Here is a 20,451-nt window from a genome sequence, read left to right on the forward strand (position 1 = left end):
CCCGGGGCGGCCCGGCTCATCCCTGCGAGGCCGCATCCGCCTCGACGTGGACGATGTCGCAGCGGTAGCCGTGGCTCTCGAACAGGGCCCGGTAGTGCGCCGCCGCGGCCCCGCCCAGGACGCCGTGGTCGACCACGACCGGTTCCCGGTCCGCCAGGAGCTCCTCCAGCTCGCACCACAACTCCCGCTGCACCTCGGCCCGCAGCCGGTCGTGCTCGTCCGCGCCCTGCTCGACCGGCTCGCGCCCGAGCCGGTCGCGGACGTCCTCGTCGAGGGACAGCCGGAGGTAGCCCCGCCGTGCGAGGTCCCGCGCGCGGGCGTCCCTCCCCGGCGCGGACGGTCCGCACAGCAGTACGGCGCGCCCTCGCTCGGCGGCCTCGTCACGGGCGGCCAGGTCGAGCACCGCGCGCATCGCCTCCACCGGCAGCGCGGGCGAGGCGGCGGCCGTCGCCGCGACGGACTCCACGGAGTCGGCCAGCAGGCGCGCCAGTGTGCCGGGCGACAGCCGGGGGTCCGAGGCGACCGCCCGCCGCACGGTGCGGTCCTCGTCCGCCGCCAGCCGGTCGAGCAGGACCGCGGTCAACTCCGGCTCACGCAGGGCCAGTACGCGCATGCGCGCCTCCGGGTCGCCGGCGAACCGCCTGAGCGTTTCGGGTGGGAACGCGAAGTGGTCCGCGGGCCGGTCCCGGAACTTCGACGGGCCGTGGCGCCGCTCGATGTCCTCGGCGATCGCGAGGTCCACATCGAGGAGCCGCCTCAGGGCGATCATGCGGACCGCCTGGTCCTCGTCGGCGAGCATCGGCCTCAGCGCCGCGGCCGGCAGCCGCCCGCTGCGGGCCGCCGCGCGGCGCAGGCCCGCGTACGGGGAACTTGCGTAGGGCAAGGGGTCGGCTTCCACCCACGGGTAGGACTCCATGTCCAGGGAGGCGAGGGCGAACTCGCAGAACACGTCCTCCTCCTCCGCCGTCTCCCACTCCTCCTCGGCCCGGCGGGCTCCCTCGGTCAGCCACGCGTGGATCTCCGCCCGGAGCTCCGGCGGGGTGTCCGAGCGTGCGAAGAGCTTGCCCCGTACGCCGGGCCCGGGATCCCGGGCGAGCAGGTCCCGTACCGCCGCCGGCAGGTCCGGATGGGCGGCGGCCTCGGCCCGTACCTCCTCGTCGGGATCGGCCGCCAGGGCGGCCGCGGTGTCCGCGTCCAGGTCGAGGAAGCGCACGACGGCCCTGCGCGTGGCCGGATCGGCCAGCAGGGCGGCGTGCAGGTCCCGGGGCGGCCGGTACCTGCAGGCGGCCGCCCGCACCTGGGGGTCGGGGTCGGTGAGCAGGGACCGCAGGGCCTCCCCGGACAGCTCCGCCCCGTCCCTGGCGAGTGCCCGCCGCACCCGGGCGTCCGGGTCTCCCGCCAGCGCGGTGAGTACGTCGGCCGAAAGATCGGCGCGACCCGCGAGGGCGATCCGTACGTCCGCCTCGGCGTCGGCGGCGAACAGGGCCTGCCGCCCGGCGCCGGCGCCCTCCGCCTTGGCGCGCGCGGCCCGCACCCGCGGGTCCGGATCGGCCGCGAGCCGGTCGGCGAACACCGGGGGCAGGGATGCGGCGTGCGCGAGTGCCTCGGCCTCGCCGCGCGCCAGGAGCGCTTCGCACAAGCCGGCGCTCGGGGTGATCCCTTCCCGGCACGCCAGCCGGAGGGGTGCCCCGCCGTACGAGAGGAGCCGTAGAGCGAGCTCCTCCGGCAGGGCCGGGTTCAGGGCGAGTCCTTCCAGGACCGCGGGCAGGTGCGCGGGGCCGGGGAGGTGAGGGAGGCTGGGGGACTCGGATATCCCGGACATCTCGGATGCTTCGGTCGGCGACGGCTGGCGCATCGGATCCATGGCCGGAGCATAGGCGCCGCCACCGCCACCGCCGGGTCGGCCCGGCCAGGCCGGCCTCAACACCCACGCGCCCGGCCGGATTTGGACACGGCTGGATAACGGTGGATCCAACCTGGGTCCAAACCCTTGTCAGTACAATTTCACATTACTATGTTACCGGTCACATCATAGAGCGCGGCCCTTCACTGGAGTGACCCATGACCAAGCGCACCCAACTCGCCCTCGCCACCGCCCTGGTGGCCGCACTCGCACTCGGTACCTCGGGCTGCTCCGACCCCAAGAAGGGCTCCGCCGCAGGCGCCGGCGCCTCCAACCCCGCCTCCGCCAACGACGGGAAGATCCTCGGCGGCGCCCCCGTCAAGGGCGGCACCCTCACGGTCCTGTCCAACCAGGACTTCGCCCACCTCGACCCGGCCCGCAACTGGGTCATGCCGACGATGGACTTCGGCACCCGCCTCCTCTACCGCACCCTGGTCACCTTCAAGGCCGAGCCGGGCAAGGGCGGCAGCGAGCTCGTCCCCGACCTCGCCACCGACCTCGGAACCCCCTCCAACGGCGGCCGCACCTGGACCTTCACCCTGAAGGAGGGCGTGAAGTACGAGGACGGCTCGCCCATCAAGGCGCAGGACATCAAGTACAACGTCGAGCGCTCCATGGCCCCCGACCTCACCGGCGGCCCCGACTACGCGGCCCAGTACCTCGCCGGCGCCGAGAGCTACAAGGGCCCGCTCCAGGGCAAGCACCTCGACTCCGTCAAGACCCCCGACGAGCGCACGATCGTCTTCGAACTGAAGCGGCCCGTCGCCGAGTTCTCCGCGACCGCCACCCTCCCCACCTTCGCCCCGGTCCCCGAGTCCCAGGAGAAGGGCACGCAGTACGACGCCCGCCCGTTCTCCTCCGGCCCGTACAAGATCGAGTCGTACGACCGGGACAAGAAGCTCGTTCTGGTCCGCAACGAGCACTGGGACCCCAAGACGGACACCGTCCGCAAGGCCTACCCCGACAAGTTCGTGGTGGTGATGGGCCTCAAGGGCGGCCAGATCGACGACCGGATCATCGCCGGGGAGGGCGCCGACGCCTCCTCCGTCCAGTGGTCCGACATGCGGCCCGAGAGCGCCCCCAAGGTGCTGCCCAAGCCGGAGATCAAGTCGCGGCTGCTGGCCGAGTCCCAGGGCTGTACCGAGATGCTCCAGATGAACAACTCCCGCGCCCCCTTCGACGACCCGAAGGTCCGCGAGGCCCTGCAGTACGCCGTGGACAAGGAGGCCGTGGTCACCGCGGGCGGCGGCCCGGCGCTCAACGAGGTCGCCACCGCCTACCTGCCGCCGGCCCTCTCCGGCGGCAAGCAGGCCGACACCCTGAAGATCGCCCCGTCCGGCGACCCCGCCAAGGCCAAGGAACTCCTCAAGGCCGCGGGCAAGGAGACCCTGAAGGTCTCCCTGGCCGTCTCCACCGGGGACAAGGGCAAGGCGGAGGCCATCCAGCAGGGCCTGGCCCGCGCGGGCGTCGAGGTGGTCATCGACACCGTCGACCCGGGCGCCTACTACGACGTCATCGGCGACACCACCACCGCCCCCGACCTCGTCCTGTCCGGCTGGTGCCCCGACTACCCCTCCGGCTCCACCTTCCTCCCCTTCGTCTTCGACGGCCGCACCATCAAGGCCAAGGGCAACTCGGGCAACTACTCGCAGTTCAAGGACGAGGCGACGATCAAGCGCATCGACGAGATCAACGCCATGGCCGACGCCAAGGAGGCCAACCAGGCCTGGATCGACCTCGATGCCGAGATCATGAAGAAGTCCCCGGCCGTCCCCGTCCTGCTGGAGCGCAAGCCGCTGCTCGTCGGCACCAACATCGCCGGTGCCTTCGGCCACCCCGTCTGGGTCGGCCAGCTCGACTACGCCACCATCGGCCTCAAGGACCCGTCGAAGAGCCAGGGCTGAGGGAACAGGGAGCCCTGGACACCATGACCACCACCGCACCCGGCGCCGACGGCCGGGCGGCCCCGGCGCCGGCTCCGGCGTCGGCTCCGGACGGGACATCGGCCCCCGGCGCCGCCACCGTCCAGCCCGCGGCGGCGCCCGGCAGCAGCCCCTGGCAGCTCGCCCGGCGGGAACTCCGCCGCCGCCCCGCCGTCCGCATCAGCCTCTGCGTCGTCCTGCTCTTCGTCCTGATGGCCGTCACCGCCCCCTGGCTGGGCGCGCTGGGCGGCTGGTCCCCGGACGAGTTCGACAAGTCCGCCATCGACCCCTACCTGGGCGGCCAGCCGCTCGGCTCCTTCGGCGGGATCAGCCCCGAGCACTGGCTCGGCGTAGAACCCGTCACCGGCCGCGACCTGTTCTCCCGCGTCGTCCACGGCGCCCAGGTCTCGCTGCTCATCGCCTTCGCCGCCACCGCCATCGTGGTCGTGACGGGCACCGCCGCCGGAATCGCCGCCGGCTACTTCGGCGGGCGCACCGACACCGTCCTGTCCCGGCTGATGGACCTGACGATGTCCTTCCCGTCCCTCATCTTCATGATCGCGATGCTGTCGGTGGCCAAGGACGTCAACCGCATCGTCCTCATGACCGTCGTCATCGGCGTCTTCGGCTGGCCCGGCGTCGCCCGCGTCGTCCGCGGCCAGACCCTCTCGCTCAAACACCGCGAGTACGTGGACGCCGCCCGCGTGGGCGGGGCGAGCTCCTGGCGGATCCTGACCCGCGACATCCTCCCGGGGGTCTCCGGCCCGGTCATCGCCTACACCACCCTGCTCATCCCCGGCATGATCAGCACCGAGGCCGCGCTCAGCTACCTCGGCGTGGGCGTGCGCCCGCCCACCCCCTCCTGGGGCCAGATGATCGCCGAGTCCGTGGCCTTCTACGAGACCGACCCCATGTACTTCGTCATCCCGAGCCTCTTCCTCTTCCTCGCGGTCCTCGCCTTCACCCTGCTCGGCGACGCCCTGCGCGACATCCTCGACCCGAGGGGCGGCCGTACGTGATCCTCTACCTCGCGCGCCGGCTGCTCGCCCTCGCCGGCGTCCTCCTGGCCATCGCCGCCATCACCTTCCTCATCTTCTACGTGCTCCCCTCCGACCCGGCCGCGGCCGCCTGCGGCAAGACCTGCAGCGCCGAGCGGCTGGCCGACGTACGGGCCTACCTCGGCCTGGACCAGCCGCTGTGGCGGCAGTTCGCCGACTTCCTCACCGGGATCTTCACCGGACGCACCCTCGGCACCGGCCAGTACGCCGTCCAGTGCGACTTCCCCTGCCTGGGCTACTCCTACGAGAACTCCCTGCCCGTATGGGACCTGCTCATGGACCGGCTCCCGGTCTCCGCCTCCCTCGCCGTCGGCGCCGCCGCCCTCTGGCTCGTCCTCGGCCTCGGCGCGGGAGTCACCGCCGCCCTGCGCAAGGACACGGCCACCGACAAGGCCCTCATGGTCGGCGCGGTCGCCGCCGCCTCCCTGCCCGTGTACTTCACCTCCGTGATGCTCATCTACGGAGTCATCCGCATCGCCGGGCTCCTGCCCTACCCCGCCTACCAGGCCTTCACCGACAACCCCCTGGCCTGGGCGAGCAACCTGCTCCTGCCTTGGACCGCGCTGGCCCTGCTCTACGCCGCGATGTACGCCCGCCAGAGCCGCGGTTCGATGATCGAGGCGATGGCCGAGCCGCACATCCGCACCGCCCGCGCCAAGGGAATGCCCGAACGCACCGTCGTGGTCAAGCACGGACTGCGCTCCGGGATGACCCCGATCCTCACCATCTTCGGCATGGACCTCGGCGGCCTGCTCGCCGGCGCCGTCATCACCGAGTCCATCTTCGGACTCCCGGGCATCGGGCGGCTCTTCTACGGGGCCCTGGTCAGCTCCGACCAGCCCGTCGTGCTCGGAGTCACCCTGCTGGCCGCCTTCTTCATCGTCGTCGCGAACCTCGCGGTCGACCTCCTGTACGCCGTCATCGACCCGAGGGTGAGGTACTGATGGCTCCTCCCGAAGCCGCACCTCCCGCGGCCCCGCTGCTCCAAGTCCGGGACCTCCAAGTCACGTTCACCACCCCGCGCGGCACCGTGCGCGCCGTCGACTCGCTCGGCTTCACCGTCGAGGCCGGCCGCACGCTCGGCATCGTCGGCGAGTCCGGCTCGGGCAAGTCCGTCACCTCGCTGGCCGTCATGGGCCTGCACCGGGGCGCCGAGATCGGCGGCTCCATCGCCCTCGACGGGCAGGAGCTGACCACCAAGTCGGAGAAGGAGCTCTCGAAGCTGCGCGGCCGCAAGATGGCCATGATCTTCCAGGACCCGCTGTCCAGCCTGCACCCCTACTACACGGTCGGGGAGCAGATCGCCGAGCACTTCCGGGTCCACTTCCGGGCCGGCCGGGCCGCCGCGAAGCGGCGCGCCGTCGACATGCTCGGCGAGGTCGGAATCCCCGAACCCGCCCGCCGGGCGGGGGAGTACCCGCACCAGTTCTCCGGCGGCATGCGCCAGCGCGCGATGATCGCCATGGCGCTGGCCTGCGAACCCGACCTGCTCATCGCCGACGAGCCCACCACCGCCCTGGACGTCACCGTGCAGGCGCAGATCCTGGAGCTGATCGCCGGGCTCCAGCAGGAGCGCGGACTCGGCGTCGTCATGATCACCCACGATCTGGGAGTGGTCGCCCGCGTCGCCCACGAGGTGCTCGTCATGTACGGCGGCCGGGCCGCCGAACAGGCCCCGGTGGACGATCTGTTCGCCGATCCGGCGCACCCCTACACCCGGGGGCTCCTCGACTCCCTGCCCCGGCTGGACGACGCCGACGACGAGCCGCTGCGGGCCATCCCCGGCTCCCCGCCCTCCCTGCTCGCCCCGGCCCCGGGGTGCGCGTTCGCTCCGCGGTGCGGGGTGGCGGCCGCGAGCGGCGACGTGGAACGCGACCGCTGCGCCACGGTGCGGCCCGAGCTGAGGCCGTACGGCGACTCCGGCCGCAAGACGGCCTGCCACTTCGCCGGCGCCGTCCGGGAGGTGACCCGATGACCACCGCGAACCGGACCGGACCGGACATCGCCCGGGTCCCCGCCGCCCGCGGCGAGACCCCGCCCCCACTGCTGCGCGTCCGCGACCTCGCGATGGCCTTCCCCGGCAAGCGGACCGCGACCGGGCGCCGGGGGGCTCCCGTGCGCGCCGTCGACGGAGTCTCCTTCGACCTGGAGGCCGGCCGGACCCTGGGCCTCGTAGGGGAGTCGGGCTGCGGCAAGTCCACCACCGGGCGGATGCTGGTCCGGCTGCTGGAACCGACCTCCGGAAGCGTGGAGTTCGACGGCAGGGACATCAGCCGGCTCTCCCAGTCGGCCCTGCGCCCGCTGCGGCGGAACCTCCAGATGGTCTTCCAGGATCCGCACTCCTCCCTCAACCCCCGCCAGACGGTGGCCCGGATCATCTCCGACCCGCTGCTGGTGCAGGGGTCGAGCGCGGCGGACGCCCGCCGCCGGGCCGCCGAACTGATGGAGCTCGTCGGACTGATCCCGGAGCACATCGACCGCTATCCGCACGAGTTCTCCGGCGGCCAGGCGCAGCGCATCGGCATCGCCCGGTCGCTCTCCACCAGCCCCCGGCTGATCGTCGCCGACGAACCGGTCTCGGCGCTCGACGTCTCCGTCCAGGCGCAGATCGTCAACCTCATGGAGCGGCTGCGCGCCGAACTGGGCCTGGCCTACGTGTTCATCGCGCACGACCTCTCGGTCGTCAAGCGGGTCAGCGACCGGGTCGCGGTCATGTACCTCGGCCGGATCGTGGAGATGGGCGACAAGAAGTCGCTCTATGAGAACCCCCAGCACCCTTACACCAGGGCGCTGTTGTCCGCCGTACCGCTGCCGGACCCGGCGGCGGAGCGGCGGCGCGAGCGGATCGTGCTGCTCGGCGACCCGCCGAGCCCGGCCGCCCCGCCCCCGGGCTGCACCTTCCACCCGAGGTGCCCCGTGGCGCAGGAGATCTGTCGCACCGAACGGCCGCTGCTGCGGACGGTCGCCTCCCGTGAGGTGGCCTGCCACATGGCGTAGCCACGGACGCCCGGGGGACCGGCGGGAAACCCGGGTACGGGGAGGGCCCCGGAGCGATGATCTCGCTCCGGGGCCCTCGCTTCGTTTCCGGCGGCGCCTCGGGTGCCGGGCCGCCGCGCCTCAGGCCAGGCCCAGCTCCTTGCGGAAGAAGTCCAGCTCCAGCGCCATGATCTTCTCCCGCGCCCCGCCGGGGGTCATGTGCGTGACGCCCGGCAGCGCGAGCAGCTGGTGCGGACGGCCCGCGTCCGTCAGGGCCTGGGACAGCCGCAGGGTGTGCGAAGGATGGACGTTGTCGTCGGCCAGCCCCGTGACCAGGAGCAGCGGCCGGGTCAGCTTCGGCGCATCCGCCAGGAGCGAGTCCCGCTCGTACACCTCCGGGTGCTCCTGGGGCAGACCGAGGTACCGCTCGGTGTACGCCGTGTCGTACTGCCGGAAGTCGGTCGGCGCCGCCCCCGCGGCCGCCGCGTGGAAGACGTCCGGACGGCGCAGCACCGCCATCGCGGAGAGGTAGCCGCCGTACGACCAGCCGCGGATGCCGACCCGGGTCAGGTCGAGGTCGCCGTGGCGCGCCCCGAGCGCCTGCAGGGCGGCGACCTGGTCCTCCAGGGTGACCTCGGAGAAGCCCCGGTACATGGCGTGGGTGAACTTCGGCGAGACGTAGGCGGTGCCGCGGTTGTCGACGGTGACCACGGCGAAGCCCTGGTCGGCCCACCACTGCCGGTGCTGCCAGCGGCGCGGCTCGGCGCTGACGTCCTGCATGCCGGGGCCGCCGTAGCTGTCCATCAGGACGGGCAGCCGGGTGCCGGGGACGTGCCCGCGCGGCAGTACGAGGGCGGTGGGCACCGCGTGCTCGGTGACCCGCTCCAGGACCGGGACCACCCGGTAGGGCAGCGGCTGCGACAGGTCGCCGGGGGCGTCGGGCTCCCGCCCGTCGGCGGTCCGCAGGAGGCGCCGGATGCCGTCGGCGTCGGCGGAGGCCAGCAGCAGGGCCCCGGCGGCCGAGGCCAGGACCGTGTGCACCCCGGGGCCGTCCGCGAGCGGGGTCAGGTCGCCGGTGTCCGGGTCCAGCAGGAGCACCTGCTGCTCGGAGGGGTCGCGCTGCCCGGCCTCGATCAGCAGCCGTCCCCCGTGGGTGCCGGCCACGCAGCGGACCTGGAGCCCGTCCCCGGTGATCAGCGCGCCGTCCAGGGCGAGCGCGCGGGCGGCTCCGCCGGGGGTGTCGGCCGAGGTGAGCATCCGGCCGTCGGCGAGCCGCGCCGGGGTGCCGGGCAGCAGGGTGTCCACCCACTGGGGGTGCGTGGTGCGCGACAGCTCCCGGGTGTGCCCGGTGTCCGGGTCGGCGGAGAGCAGCAGGACGTTGCGCTGGAGCCGGTCCCGCACGGTGAGCAGGATCTCGGAGGGGGAGTCCCACTCCGCGTCGGAGACGTAGGGGTAGGTCTCGGTGTCCCAGTCGAGCCGCACGGCGGCGTCCGTGCCCGGCCGGAGCACCCAGAACCGGACGTCGGCGTTGGGGCCGCCCGCCTCGGGATACGCGAAGTCCTCGGCCGGCAGCTCCGGGCGCGCCGGGTCGGCGAACCAGCGCCGCTGGAGGGCGGATTCGTCGACGCGGGCGGCCAGCAGGCGCTCCCCGTCGGGGGACCACCAGTGCCCCCGGTGGCGGTCGAGTTCCTCGGCGGCGGCGAATTCCGCGACGCCCCAGCGGGCTCCGTCGTCGGGGCTGATCCGGCCGCCGGGGACGGTGTGCAGGGCGTCGCCGGCGACGTAGGCGATGCGCGAGGCGTCGGGGCTGGGGCGCGGGTCGAAGACGGGCCCGGCGGTGGGGAGTTCCTTGGGCTGCGCGGGCGCTCCGGAGTCCGCCGCGGGAGTCACCTCGTACAGCCGCCCGTAGAGCGCGAACACCGCGGTGCGCCCGTCGGCGGAGAGCGCGTAGGAGCCGATCCCGGCGGCGACGAGCCGCGAGCGCTCGCGCAGCCGGCGTTCGACGACGGGGAGGGGGGCGGGTTCGGGGAAGAGCTCGCGGGGGTCGGCGAGCCGGGTTTCGGTGCCGGTGGCGGTGTCCAGCACCCAGAGGCTGTCGAAGGGATCGGTGGGGCCGCTGGAGCGGAGGAACCAGAGGAGCCTGCCTTCGTCGCCGAAGGAGAAGGCGCGCGGGGCGCCGTAGGTGAACCGGGCGGTGCTCGCGGAGAGCCTGAGGAAGTCATCCATACGATCCATGGAGTCAGTGTGTCATGTGAAATACCACACGGTATATGCCACATAGGCTAGGCCATTCGAGTGGTGACACCCCGGGTACAGGTTTAGCGTCGAAAAAGTGGACCCGAACGCTACGCCGAGCAGTACCAGCACCGGGACCGACGGCAAGGTCCGAGGCAACGGCGGCGGTCACGGACTCGCCCTGTTCGTGATCGCTTCCTGCCAGCTCATGGTCGTTCTCGACATCACCATCGTGAACATCGCGCTGCCGCACATCCAGACCGCACTCGACTTCTCCACCGAGAGCCTGTCCTGGGTCGTCAACGCCTACACCCTCACCTTCGGCGGCCTGCTGCTCCTCGGAGGCCGCGCCGGTGACATCCTCGGCCGGCGGCGGGTCTTCATCTTCGGCGTCCTGCTCTTCGGCCTGGCCTCACTGCTCGGTGGATTCGCCCAGAACGCGGGCCAGTTGATGGCCGCCCGCGCGCTGCAGGGCGTCGGCGGCGCCATCGCCTCGCCGACCGCCCTCGCGCTGATCACCACCACCTTCCGCGAAGGCCCCGAACGCAACCGGGCCTTCGGCGTCTTCGCCGGCGTCTCGGCCGGCGGCGGAGCGATCGGCCTGCTGGCCGGCGGCGTGCTCGTGGAGTGGCTGAACTGGCGCTGGGTGCTCTTCGTCAACGTCCCGATCGCCCTGCTGATCGCCCTCGTCACCCCGAAGGTGATCCGCGAATCGCGGCGCCACCCCGGACACTTCGACCTCTCGGGCGCCCTGCTCTCCACCGTCGGCATGGTGGCCCTGGTCTACGGATTCATCCGCGCGTCCCAGGAAGGCTGGCGGGACGGGCTGACGCTCGGCTCCTTCGCGGCGGCCGTGGTCCTGCTGACCCTCTTCATCGTCAACGAACGCCGCTCGCCCCAGCCGATCACCCCGCTGCACATGTTCCTCGACCGCAACCGGGCCGGCACGTACGCGATCATGCTCTTCTTCGCCTGCGCGATCTTCGGCATGTTCTTCTTCCTGACCCTGTTCGTGCAGAACGTGCTGGGCTTCAGCCCGCTGCGGGCCGGGCTCGCCTTCCTGCCGGTCAGCGCGATGATCGCGGTGACCGCTGGGATGACCTCCCAGCTGCTGCCGAAGTTCGGGCCCAAGCCGTTCATGGTGACCGGCTCCCTGCTCTCGGCCGCCGGCCTGGCCTGGCTCACGCAGACCGACATCCACTCCACGTACCTGGGCAGCATCCTGGGCCCGATGCTGCTCTTCAGCGCCGGCATGGGCATGCAGTTCGTGTCCCTGACCCTGATGGCCCTCTCGAACGTCCCCGACCGGGAATCGGGCGCGGCGTCCGGACTCCTGAACGCGATGCAGCAGGTGGGCGGTTCGCTCGGCCTGTCCATCCTGGTCACCGTCTTCGGCACGGCCAGCCGCAATGAGGCCAGGGACCAGGCGGGCTCCTTCCTGCGCACCGCCACACCCGAACAGAAGCTCTTCTTCGCCAAGACCAAGCAGTACCCGAAGCCCTGGAGCGACCAGGTCCTCACCTCGGGCGTCAGCGCCGCCTTCGTCGCGGCGGCCGTGTTCACCCTGGTCACGGCGCTGATCGCACTCTTCGTCATCCAGGTGAGGCCCTCGGACCTCGCCCGCCTCCAGGGCAACCACACACCGGCGGCGGGCCCTTCGTGACCGGCGGGCCCTGCGGGCTCATGACGCGGGACGGATCCTGACCCGCGCCGGACCGGTGGCGCGCAGGGTGATCCCGGCGGTGACGGGGACCTCGGTGTCCACCGCCTCGAACTCGTAGGCCCGCAGCAGCATCGCCAGCGCGATCACCGACTCCAGCATGGAGAAGTGCTGTCCGATGCAGGCGCGCGGGCCGCCGCCGAAGGGCAGCCAGGCGTAACGCGGCCGGGCCGCCTCCGCCTCCGGGGTGAACCGGTCGGGGTCGAAGCGCTCCGGGTCCGGCCAGTGGCCGGGGTGGCGGTGGGTCACCCAGGGCGCCACGATCACATCGGCGCCGGCCGGGATGGTGTGCCCGTCCACCTCGGCCGCGGCGACCGAGCGGCGGCCGATGGCGGGCGCCGCGGGGTAGAGCCGCATGGCCTCCTTGAGCACCTGGGTGAGGTACGGGAGCCGGTCGAGGTCGGCCGCCACGGGCGTACGGTCACCCAGGACCGCGGTGATCTCGGCGCGGGCCCGGTCCTGGAACCCGGGATGGCGGGCCGGCAGGTGGAGGGAGAAGGCGAGCGAGGTGGCGGTCGTCTCGTGCCCGGCGAGCAGGAAGACCAGGACCTGGTCGCGCAGCTCGGTGGCGTCGAACTCCGCGTCGTCCGCGCTGGTCGCGGCGGCGAGCAGCGACAGCAGGTCCTGGTCCTCCTGCTCGCCCGTCTCGCCCACCGCACCCGCTTCCGGGTTCCGGCGGCGCTCGGCGATGATCCCGTCGCACACGGCGTACAGCTCGTCCATCGCGGCGGCCGCCCGCCTGTTGCCCGGAGTGGGCCAGTCGCGCGGGATGTTGACGGGGGAGTAGCCGCGGCGCATCACATAAGCCGTGATGACCGGAAAGGACCGGTCGACGACCTCGGCCGTGGCGTCCACGTCGGTGCCGAAGAGGATCCGGGCGACGGCGCGCAGCGCGAGGGTCATCATCTCGTCCGCGACGTCGACCACCCCGCCCGGGGCCGCCTCCCAGGCGGCGAGGGTGGCGGCGGTCTCGGTCGCGACGGCGTCCGCGTACCCGTCCACCCGGCGCTTGGTGAACAGCGGCTGGACCAGCCGCCGCTGGCGCTGGTAGTCCTCGTCCTGGCTGGTGAGCAGCCCGTTGCCGAGGGCGTCGCGGATCTCCTGGTAGATGGCGTTGTCCTTGCGGAAATTGGCCGCCTGCGAGGCCAGCACCTGCTGCGCCCCCTCCGGCGAGAACACGCAGTGCAGCTCGGCCCGCAGCCCCGGCGGACCGGCCGTGATCCGCACGACGTCGCCGTGCAGGCGCTGCGCCCGCAGGTACGTGCCGAGGGCGTCCGAGGTGAGGTCGGCGAGCGACCCGAGCAGCGGGGAGCCCTCCAGCCGGGGGATCTCCGTACGGCCGTCGGTCCCCGCCCCTGCTGCTGTTCGTGCTGCTCGTACCGCTCGTGCTGCTGCCATGACTCCGCCCTCAGAACTGTGCCGAACTGTGCCGACAGGGCGATTCTGAGGGCGGAAGCCCGCCCGGGGCGAGGATCCGCGGGCCATCAGGCCGAATATCGACGCTGCTCCCGGGGCGCGCCCCGGGTACGTCACGAGGAGGCCCGCCGAAGGATCGTTACTCCATCAACTCCCCACTCCATCAAGGCAGTCGGCGCGATCGGCGACACGCTCACCATCGAGTGAGGATGCCCGTGCGGCCCCCGCAAGGGCACGAGGGTGGGCGCATGATCATGTCTGCCCTCCGGCGTCGCGCCGCCGTGCTCGCGACTGCCCTCGCCGCCGCCCTCCTGCCCCCGGCCTCCGCGTCCGCGTCCGCACCCGCCTCCGTACCGGCCGCCGCAGCCGGGTCCCTCCGCGCGGCCGCTCCCGCGAACTCCTGTCCCCGGGTCCACGACCACCTCTTCGCCGCCGCCGACGAACGCGTGCAGGTGGAGCGCATCACTCCCTCCCCGTCCTGGCGGATCAACTGCAAGCAGCTCTACCGCTCGGACGGCCGCCCGCCGTCGGTGGTCTTCGAGGAGGGCTTCCTGCCCAGGGACACCGTGAACGGCCAGTACGACATCGAGAGTTACGTCCTGGTCAACCAGCCCTCCCCGTTCGTCTCCACGACCTACAACCACGACCTGTACAAGTCCTGGAAGAGCGGCTGGAACTACTACATCGACGCCCCGGGCGGGGTGGACGTCAACCAGACCATCGGCGACACCCACAAGTACGCCTCCCAGGTGGAGGTGGCCTTCCCGGGCGGCATCGCCCGCTCGTTCATCGTGGCGGTCTGCCCGGTGGACACGGTCAAGAAGGTGGAGATCATGGACCGCTGCGAGGACAACCCGTACTACGAGCCCTGGCGCACCAACTACCCGGGCTGAGCGCACGACGGCGGGCCGGAACCCTGTCCTCCGGCTCGCCGCTCCTGAAACCATCCGGCACATGAACAAGCTCCCGCGCGCGGCGGCCACCGCCCTGCTGGCCCTCTCCGCCGCCACCCTGGCGTTCTCGCTGCCCCTGACCGGATCCGCCGTCGCCCAGGACCCGTCCCCGGAAGGCCGGTCCGCACGTGCGGGCAACTGCATCGGGTGCTGGCCGAACGAGGTCATCGCCCCGACGGGCTGGAACGGCGACTACGGCGACGCCGCGTCCGCCTAGCGCTGCGACCGGCGGCCCTCTTCAGTCACTCCCGCGGAGGGCGCACCGTCATCAGCCGATCCCTCTCCCGCTACCGCCCGCCGCTTCCTCCAGATAGGCGAGGGCCGCGGCGGGCTCCTCGGCGAAGAAGACCAGGTCGGCCAGGGGGACGGGGAGGAAGCCTTCCTCCTCCATGCGCCGGAACTGGGCCGCGAGGCCGTCGTAGAACCCCGCCGTGTTGAGGAGCACCACCGGCTTCGTGGTCTTCCCGTGCTTCTTGAGCTCCAGGATCTCGGTCGCCTCGTCCAGCGTCCCGGTGCCGCCGACCAGGATCGCCACCGCGTCGGCCTTGGCCAGGAGCAGCGCCTTGCGTTCGGCGAGGTCGCCGGCGATCACCATCTCGTCGGCGTCCTGCCGGGCCCGCCCCGCCAGGAACCCGACCGAGACCCCGACGAGCCGCCCGCCCGCCGCCTGCACCCCGTCCGCGACCACCTTCATCAGGCCGCTCTCGGAACCGCCCCACACCAGCGTGTGACCGCCCTTCCCGATGAGTTCGGCGAACTCCCGGGCCGGACCCGTGTACCGCTCGTCGAGGTCGGCGGCGGACAGAAAGACACAGATGTTCATACCGCAACCCTACGGAGCAAAGCCCGGGCCCGGCGCACCGGCCGCATCTCGCCCTACGGGCTTCCGGGCTCCGGGGACTCCGGTGGGCGCAGGGCTTGCACCTTCCTCTGCGCCACGAGGTAGACGGTGCCTTCGTGCACCGCGATCGTCGGTCTGAAGACGCCGATGCCCTCGCTCTCGGGCCGGGGTGCGGACTTCCACAGGAGACTGCCGTTCCCCGCGGCGAAGCACTGGACGCTCCCGTCCGCGTTCGGGACGTAGATCCGCTCTCCGTCCAGGACCAGCGATCCGCCCAACCTCAGCTCCATGGCCTCGGCAGGCAGAGTCTTGGACGCCCACCGCTGCTTTCCGGTCAGGGAGTCGGCCGCGATCAGGGTTCCGTCCGGATCCAGTCCGAAGAAGGTGCCGTCCGACTCCGTGTACCCCATGGTGGCCGGCAAGGACGTGGCGACCGGGTCCCGCATCCAGTCGCTGAGGACCACGGTGCCGTCGGGCCGGCGCAGGAGCACGGTGTCGGCCCCGAAGGCCAGGGGAAACATGGAGGCCGCGCTCTGGACCCTCAGTTGCCCTCCGTCCCGGGGCGAGAGCTCCCGCAGCTGCCGTTGCTCCGAAGAGGGGGCGTCGTCCAGGCAGAAGATCCGGTCGTGGGCGGTGTACAGCCGGCTTGAAAGCCCTGCGATCTTCACTTCCCAGGCCTGCTCGCCAGTTTCCGAGTTCCAGGCGTAGATCGTGCCTTTCGTGCCGATCGCCACGACCACGTCGGACGTACGGAGGGAGTCGGCGATGGCATTGATCGAGTCGGTGGGAGTCGACCACACCGGTGCGCCGTTCGAGGCCTCGACGGCAAAGATGCGGCCCCGGTCCCGGATCTGGCCACTGCCGCCCTCGGTGTAGTAGGCGAGCCGACCCGACCGCGAGAGGCCCAGGAGTTCCGCATCGCGAGGGGAATCGCGTCCCCACAGCCGGCGCCCGTCCCTGGTGTCGAAGGCCGCAATCTGGCCCGTCGGCCCGGACGAGGCGCACATCAGGACCGAGGCTGACGTGTGCGCAGACCGGACGTGCTTGTCCTGTCGGCCCAGCTCCTGCTGCCACAGGCCCCAGCCCGTAGGCCTCAGGGCGGCCGCCGCCTCCTGCGCCGCCACCACCGGGGCGGGCGCGGACGACCCGGCGGAAGGCCCGCCGGACGGACGGGATCCCGAGGAACCGGTGCCGGCGCCGCCGTCCCGGTCCCACAGTCCCGCTGCCCACGAACCGAAGCCCGCCGCCCCCGCCAGCACGGCCGCACCGGAGGCCAGCGCGCCGCGCCGCGAGAGCAGCCGCCCTGCGGGGACGGGCGACGCACCGGTGTCGACTGCCTCGTCGGACCCGGTGGCCCCGGCGGGCGCGGGTGCGAGCAGCCGGGATCCCCAGTCCTCCTCCGGCGCCGCCTTGACCGCCTCCAGGAGTTCGTCCGGGGTCGGCCGCTCCGCCGGGTCCTTCGCCAGGCACCACTGGACGACCTCGCGGACCGTGCCCGACAGTTCGGCCACCGCGGCCGGCTCGTGGACCACGTTGTAGGCGGTCATGTAGTGCGATCCGGCGTCGAAGGGCCCGTGTCCGGTGGTGGCGTACACGAGGACCGCGCCGAGGGAGAAGACGTCGGAGGACTCCTTCACCCGGTGCGGAGCGGAGAGCTGTTCGGGTGACATGTACGGGGGAGTCCCCAGGATCCGGCCCGTGACCGTGAGGGTCTGGTGGCCGGCGGCGCGCGAGATCCCGAAGTCGATCACCCGCGGGCCCTCGTCGGTCAGGAGCACGTTGTCCGGTTTGAGGTCCCGGTGGATGACCGCGACCCGGTGCATGTCCCGCAGGGCCTCGATCAGTCCGACCGCCAACTGCCGTAGCGGAGCCCCCGAGAGGGGTCCTCCGTCGCGCACCGCCGCGCCCAGGGTGCGGCCGGGCGTGTACAGCGTGGCCATCCACGGCCGTTCCGCCTCCGGGTCCGCGTCCACGACGGGGGCGGTGAAGGCGCCGGACACCCTGCGGGCCGCCGCCACCTCCTGGCGGAAGCGGATCCGGAACTCCCGGTCGTCGGCGTACTGCTGATGTACGACCTTCACGGCCACCAGCCGCCCGGACTCGGTCCCCCGGGCCAGGTACACCGTTCCCATCCCGCCGACGCCGAGCCGGTCCAGCAGCCGGTACCCGCCCACGGCCCGCGGATCCCCATGTTCCAGTCCCACCGACGACGCCCCCGTTCGCAGCCGCCGCACGCGGCCAGGGCCAGAGGTTAACGCCTAGTCAGGGGCTCTTCGCGCTCCTTCGAGCGGAGAGGAGCCCCTGCCGGGGCGACCCGGTGGCTAGATGTCCCGGAAGATCTCGATCTGCGCGCCCACCGAGTTGAGGCGCTCCGCCAGTTCCTCGTAGCCGCGGTTGATGACGTAGACGTTGCGCAGGACCGAGGTGCCTTCGGCGGCCATCATGGCCAGGAGGACCACCACCGCGGGGCGGAGGGCCGGGGGGCACATCATTTCCGCCGCGCGCCAGCGGGTCGGGCCCTCGACCAGGACGCGGTGCGGGTCCAGGAGCTGGAGGCGGCCGCCGAGGCGGTTGAGGTCGGTGAGGTAGATGGCGCGGTTGTCGTACACCCAGTCGTGGATCAGGGTCTGGCCCTGGGCCACGGCCGCGATGGCGGCGAAGAACGGCACGTTGTCGATGTTCAGCCCGGGGAAGGGCATCGGGTGGATCTTGTCGATCGGCGCTTCGAGTTTGGAGGGCCGGACGGTGAGGTCCACCAGGCGGGTGCGGCCGTTGTCGGCGGTGTACTCGGGCGAGCGGTCGTGGTCGAGGCCCATCTCCTCCAGGACCGCGAGCTCGATCTCCATGAACTCGATCGGGACCCGGCGGATGGTGAGTTCGGATTCCGTGACGACCGCCGCGGCCAGCAGGCTCATCGCCTCGACCGGGTCCTCGGAGGGGGAGTAGTCCACGTCCACGTCGATGTTCGGGACGCCGTGGACGGTGAGGGTCGTGGTGCCGACGCCGTCCACTCGGACGCCGAGCGCCTCCAGGAAGAAGCACAGGTCCTGGACCATGTAGTTGGACGAGGCGTTGCGGATGACGGTGGTGCCGTCGTGCCGGGCGGCGGCCAGCAGTGCGTTCTCGGTGACGGTGTCCCCGCGCTCGGTCAGCACGATGGGGCGGTCCGGGGAGATCCCGGGCTCGACCTGGGCGTGGTAGATGCCCTCGGTCGCGGTGATGTCCAGGCCGAAGCGGCGCAGGGCGATCATGTGCGGCTCGATGGTGCGGGTGCCGAGGTCGCAGCCGCCCGCGTAGGGCAGCTTGAAGTGGTCCATCCGGTGGAGGAGGGGGCCCAGGAACATGATGATGCTCCGGGTCCGGCGGGCCGCGTCCGCGTCCATGGCGTCCATGTCGAGGCGGGCCGGCGGTACGAGTTCCAGGTCGACGCCGTCGTTGATCCAGCGGGTGCGGACGCCGATGGAGTTCAGGACCTCCAGGAGGCGGTAGACCTCCTCGATACGGGCGACCCGGCGCAGGACCGTGCGGCCCTTGTTGAGCAGTGAGGCGCACAGCAGGGCCACGCACGCGTTCTTGCTCGTCTTGACGTCGATCGCACCGGACAGGCGGCGGCCGCCGACCACGCGCAGGTGCATCGGGCCGGCGTAGCCCAGGGAGACGATTTCGCTGTCGAGGGCTTCCCCGATGCGCGCGATCATCTCAAGGCTGATGTTCTGGTTGCCGCGCTCGATCCGGTTCACGGCACTCTGGCTGGTGCCGAGGGCGTCCGCGAGCTGACTCTGTGTCCAGCCCCGGTGCTGCCGGGCGTCACGGATGAGCTTGCCGATGCGTACGAGGTAGTCGTCTGCCATGGATGCACCGTATCTCAGATATGAGATGCCGCTCGCGCTGGGTGTGGCAGACGGGTGTCGGTGGATGCCGGCGCCGGGTTACCGGTCGTCAGCTCCCATGGTGGGGCCGCCGTGTGCGTGGTGCGCGACGAGCCGGCCGAGCAGGCCGACGAGCTGCTCGCGCTCAGTCTCGGACAAAGGGGACAGAAGCTCCTCCTGGGCCGTGGCGAGCAGTTGCTCCAGCTTGTGCAGCCGGCGCCGCCCGGCGGTCGTGAGGGTGATGACGTTGCGCCGCCGGTCGACGGGGTCGGGGGTGCGCTCGACCAGTTCGCGGGCGGCGAGTTCGTTGATGACGGCGACCAGGTCGCTGCGGTGGATGCCGGTGCGGCCGCTCAGGGCCGCCTGGCTCGCGGGCCCGAACTCCTCCAGGGCGGCCAGGGTCGCGTAATGCCATTTGTGCGCGTCCGCCGCGCCCAGCTCCTCGGTGACGAGCCGGGTGGCGTGTGCCGAGGCCTGGGAGAGCAGCCGGCTGGGCAGTTCGCGCAGGCGTGCGGGGAGGGCGGAGGTGCCCTGGTCCTCTTCTGTGGTCATGGCGGGATCGTACCCCTTGCGTTCGTGGCACTAACGATTTAAGTTCGTTGGTGTCACGAACGTTCGTGGCGCCAACGAAATGAAACGGATGGTTCCCCATGCCCGTCATCGACGTACTCGACTCGACGATGTACTACGAAGAGCTCGGCGACCCGGACGGCGTCCCCTTCGTCTTCCTCCACGGCAACCCGACCTCCTCCCACCTGTGGCGGGGCGTCCTGCCCCGGATCGGGGGCCGGGTCCGCGTCCTCGCCCCCGACCTCATCGGGATGGGCCGCTCCGGCAAGCCCGGCGGCGAGTACCGCTTCGCCGACCACGCCCGTTACCTCGACGCCTGGTTCGACGCCCTCGGCCTCGACGGGGCCGTCCTGGTCGGCCAGGACTGGGGCGGGGCGCTCGCCTTCGACCACGCCGCCCGGCACCCGGAGCGGATCCGCGGGCTCGCCTTCATGGAGACGATCCTGCGGCCGATGAGCTGGGAGGAGTACCCGCCCGCCGCCCGCGCCCGGTTCGAGGCGATCCGTACCCCGGGGGTGGGGGAGGAGATGATCCTGGAGCGGAACCTCTTCATCGAGGACAGCATCGGCAAGACGGTGCTGAACCCGATGGGCGAGGCCGACCACGCCGTCTACGCCGCCCCCTACCCGACCCCGGAGAGCCGGCTCCCCCTGCTCCGCTTCGCCCGATCCCTGCCGATCGGCGGCGAACCGGCGGACGTCGTCGCCCGGGTCGAGGAGTACGACGCCTGGCTGGCCGCCAGCCCGCAGGTGCCCAAGCTCCTGCTCACCTTCGACGGCTCGCCCGCGCTGATGGTGGGCCCCGAGCTGGTCGCGTGGAGCCAGGAGAACATCTCCGCGCTGGAGACCGAGTACTGCGGCCCGGCGGCCCACCTCTGCCCGGAGGACCGGCCCGAGGAGATTGCCGCCGCCGTCACGGCCTGGGCCGCGCGCCACGGCCTTGCGGGCTGAGCCGCCGGCCCGTCCGCGGGCCCGTCCCACCGTCCCGG

General features: G+C 72.1%; 16 protein-coding genes. 9 read left to right on the top strand and 7 right to left on the bottom strand.

The annotated features are described in order from the left end of the window. Positions 1-16: 16 nt before the first annotated feature. Positions 17-1,864 carry an AAA family ATPase gene (locus NLX94_RS21000; RefSeq protein WP_254384525.1) on the bottom strand — a complete coding sequence of 616 codons (1,848 nt, stop codon included), beginning with the start codon at positions 1,862-1,864 and terminating at the stop codon, positions 17-19. Positions 1,865-2,061: 197 nt separating this feature from the next. Here NLX94_RS21000 and NLX94_RS21005 point away from each other — a divergent pair, with 197 nt between their 5' ends. The 5 genes from NLX94_RS21005 to NLX94_RS21025 are packed head-to-tail and all read left to right on the top strand — an operon-like array spanning position 2,062 to position 7,880. Further along, on the top strand, positions 2,062-3,807 hold the full coding sequence (locus NLX94_RS21005) for an ABC transporter substrate-binding protein (protein ID WP_254384526.1): 1,746 nt from the start codon (positions 2,062-2,064) through the stop codon (positions 3,805-3,807). Between the two features lie 23 nt (positions 3,808-3,830). Beyond that, complete coding sequence (locus NLX94_RS21010; RefSeq protein ID WP_254384527.1) at positions 3,831-4,844, top strand: ABC transporter permease; 1,014 nt, start codon at positions 3,831-3,833, stop codon at positions 4,842-4,844. Continuing rightward, positions 4,841-5,827, top strand: a complete 987-nt coding sequence (locus NLX94_RS21015; RefSeq protein ID WP_254384528.1) for an ABC transporter permease — start codon at positions 4,841-4,843, stop codon at positions 5,825-5,827. Before NLX94_RS21010 ends, NLX94_RS21015 begins: the two co-directional genes overlap by 4 nt. Beyond that, entirely contained in the window at positions 5,827-6,858 is a 1,032-nt protein-coding gene (locus tag NLX94_RS21020) for an ABC transporter ATP-binding protein (protein ID WP_254384529.1), read from the top strand. Before NLX94_RS21015 ends, NLX94_RS21020 begins: the two co-directional genes overlap by 1 nt. Then, entirely contained in the window at positions 6,855-7,880 is a 1,026-nt protein-coding gene (locus NLX94_RS21025; RefSeq protein WP_302170098.1) for an ABC transporter ATP-binding protein, read from the top strand. Before NLX94_RS21020 ends, NLX94_RS21025 begins: the two co-directional genes overlap by 4 nt. A gap of 120 nt (positions 7,881-8,000) precedes the next feature. Here NLX94_RS21025 and NLX94_RS21030 read toward each other — a convergent pair whose 3' ends face one another. Beyond that, a complete protein-coding gene (locus tag NLX94_RS21030; protein ID WP_254384530.1) occupies positions 8,001-10,094 on the bottom strand; it encodes a prolyl oligopeptidase family serine peptidase in 2,094 nt (697 codons plus the stop codon). 208 nt (positions 10,095-10,302) lie between these two features. Here NLX94_RS21030 and NLX94_RS21035 point away from each other — a divergent pair, with 208 nt between their 5' ends. Further along, positions 10,303-11,757 carry an MFS transporter gene (locus NLX94_RS21035; RefSeq protein ID WP_302170192.1) on the top strand — a complete coding sequence of 485 codons (1,455 nt, stop codon included), beginning with the start codon at positions 10,303-10,305 and terminating at the stop codon, positions 11,755-11,757. 18 nt (positions 11,758-11,775) lie between these two features. On the opposite strand, the gene NLX94_RS21040 is transcribed toward NLX94_RS21035, so the two are convergent. After that, positions 11,776-13,212 (bottom strand): cytochrome P450, encoded by a 1,437-nt coding sequence (locus tag NLX94_RS21040; RefSeq protein WP_254384532.1) that lies wholly within the window; start codon positions 13,210-13,212, stop codon positions 11,776-11,778. Positions 13,213-13,478: 266 nt separating this feature from the next. Between NLX94_RS21040 and NLX94_RS21045 the strand changes: the two genes are divergently transcribed. After that, positions 13,479-14,123, top strand: coding sequence for an ADP-ribosyltransferase (locus tag NLX94_RS21045; protein ID WP_254384533.1), 645 nt, complete (start codon positions 13,479-13,481; stop codon positions 14,121-14,123). Positions 14,124-14,184: 61 nt separating this feature from the next. Beyond that, positions 14,185-14,400, top strand: coding sequence for a hypothetical protein (locus NLX94_RS21050; RefSeq protein ID WP_254384534.1), 216 nt, complete (start codon positions 14,185-14,187; stop codon positions 14,398-14,400). 51 nt (positions 14,401-14,451) lie between these two features. Here NLX94_RS21050 and NLX94_RS21055 read toward each other — a convergent pair whose 3' ends face one another. From NLX94_RS21055 to NLX94_RS21070, 4 genes are all read right to left on the bottom strand, one after another. Next, complete coding sequence (locus tag NLX94_RS21055) at positions 14,452-15,006, bottom strand: TIGR00730 family Rossman fold protein (RefSeq protein WP_254384535.1); 555 nt, start codon at positions 15,004-15,006, stop codon at positions 14,452-14,454. Positions 15,007-15,059: 53 nt separating this feature from the next. Next, positions 15,060-17,228, bottom strand: coding sequence for a PQQ-binding-like beta-propeller repeat protein (locus tag NLX94_RS21060; RefSeq protein ID WP_254384536.1), 2,169 nt, complete (start codon positions 17,226-17,228; stop codon positions 15,060-15,062). Between the two features lie 117 nt (positions 17,229-17,345). Continuing rightward, positions 17,346-18,875, bottom strand: coding sequence for a UDP-N-acetylglucosamine 1-carboxyvinyltransferase (locus NLX94_RS21065; RefSeq protein WP_254384537.1), 1,530 nt, complete (start codon positions 18,873-18,875; stop codon positions 17,346-17,348). Between the two features lie 78 nt (positions 18,876-18,953). After that, positions 18,954-19,445: a MarR family winged helix-turn-helix transcriptional regulator gene (locus NLX94_RS21070; RefSeq protein WP_254384538.1), complete on the bottom strand. Its 492-nt coding sequence runs from the start codon at positions 19,443-19,445 to the stop codon at positions 18,954-18,956. Positions 19,446-19,543: 98 nt separating this feature from the next. Between NLX94_RS21070 and NLX94_RS21075 the strand changes: the two genes are divergently transcribed. Next, a complete protein-coding gene (locus tag NLX94_RS21075) occupies positions 19,544-20,413 on the top strand; it encodes a haloalkane dehalogenase (protein WP_254384539.1) in 870 nt (289 codons plus the stop codon). The last annotated feature ends 38 nt before the right edge of the window (positions 20,414-20,451 follow it).

Origin of the sequence: Streptomyces sp. TBY4, assembly GCF_024213195.1 — a bacterium.
In the GTDB taxonomy this organism is placed as follows: domain Bacteria; phylum Actinomycetota; class Actinomycetes; order Streptomycetales; family Streptomycetaceae; genus Streptomyces.

Bases quoted from the DNA above. Each gene is read 5' to 3' on its own strand.
- NLX94_RS21000 (WP_254384525.1), bottom strand. From the start codon at position 1,864: ATGGATCCGATGCGCCAGCCGTCGCCGACCGAAGCATCCGAGATGTCC.
- NLX94_RS21005 (WP_254384526.1), top strand. From the start codon at position 2,062: ATGACCAAGCGCACCCAACTCGCCCTCGCCACCGCCCTGGTGGCCGCA.
- NLX94_RS21010 (WP_254384527.1), top strand. From the start codon at position 3,831: ATGACCACCACCGCACCCGGCGCCGACGGCCGGGCGGCCCCGGCGCCG.
- NLX94_RS21020 (WP_254384529.1), top strand. From the start codon at position 5,827: ATGGCTCCTCCCGAAGCCGCACCTCCCGCGGCCCCGCTGCTCCAAGTC.
- NLX94_RS21025 (WP_302170098.1), top strand. From the start codon at position 6,855: ATGACCACCGCGAACCGGACCGGACCGGACATCGCCCGGGTCCCCGCC.
- NLX94_RS21030 (WP_254384530.1), bottom strand. From the start codon at position 10,094: ATGGATCGTATGGATGACTTCCTCAGGCTCTCCGCGAGCACCGCCCGG.
- NLX94_RS21035 (WP_302170192.1), top strand. From the start codon at position 10,303: ATGGTCGTTCTCGACATCACCATCGTGAACATCGCGCTGCCGCACATC.
- NLX94_RS21040 (WP_254384532.1), bottom strand. From the start codon at position 13,212: ATGGCAGCAGCACGAGCGGTACGAGCAGCACGAACAGCAGCAGGGGCG.
- NLX94_RS21045 (WP_254384533.1), top strand. From the start codon at position 13,479: ATGATCATGTCTGCCCTCCGGCGTCGCGCCGCCGTGCTCGCGACTGCC.
- NLX94_RS21050 (WP_254384534.1), top strand. From the start codon at position 14,185: ATGAACAAGCTCCCGCGCGCGGCGGCCACCGCCCTGCTGGCCCTCTCC.
- NLX94_RS21055 (WP_254384535.1), bottom strand. From the start codon at position 15,006: ATGAACATCTGTGTCTTTCTGTCCGCCGCCGACCTCGACGAGCGGTAC.
- NLX94_RS21065 (WP_254384537.1), bottom strand. From the start codon at position 18,875: ATGGCAGACGACTACCTCGTACGCATCGGCAAGCTCATCCGTGACGCC.
- NLX94_RS21070 (WP_254384538.1), bottom strand. From the start codon at position 19,445: ATGACCACAGAAGAGGACCAGGGCACCTCCGCCCTCCCCGCACGCCTG.
- NLX94_RS21075 (WP_254384539.1), top strand. From the start codon at position 19,544: ATGCCCGTCATCGACGTACTCGACTCGACGATGTACTACGAAGAGCTC.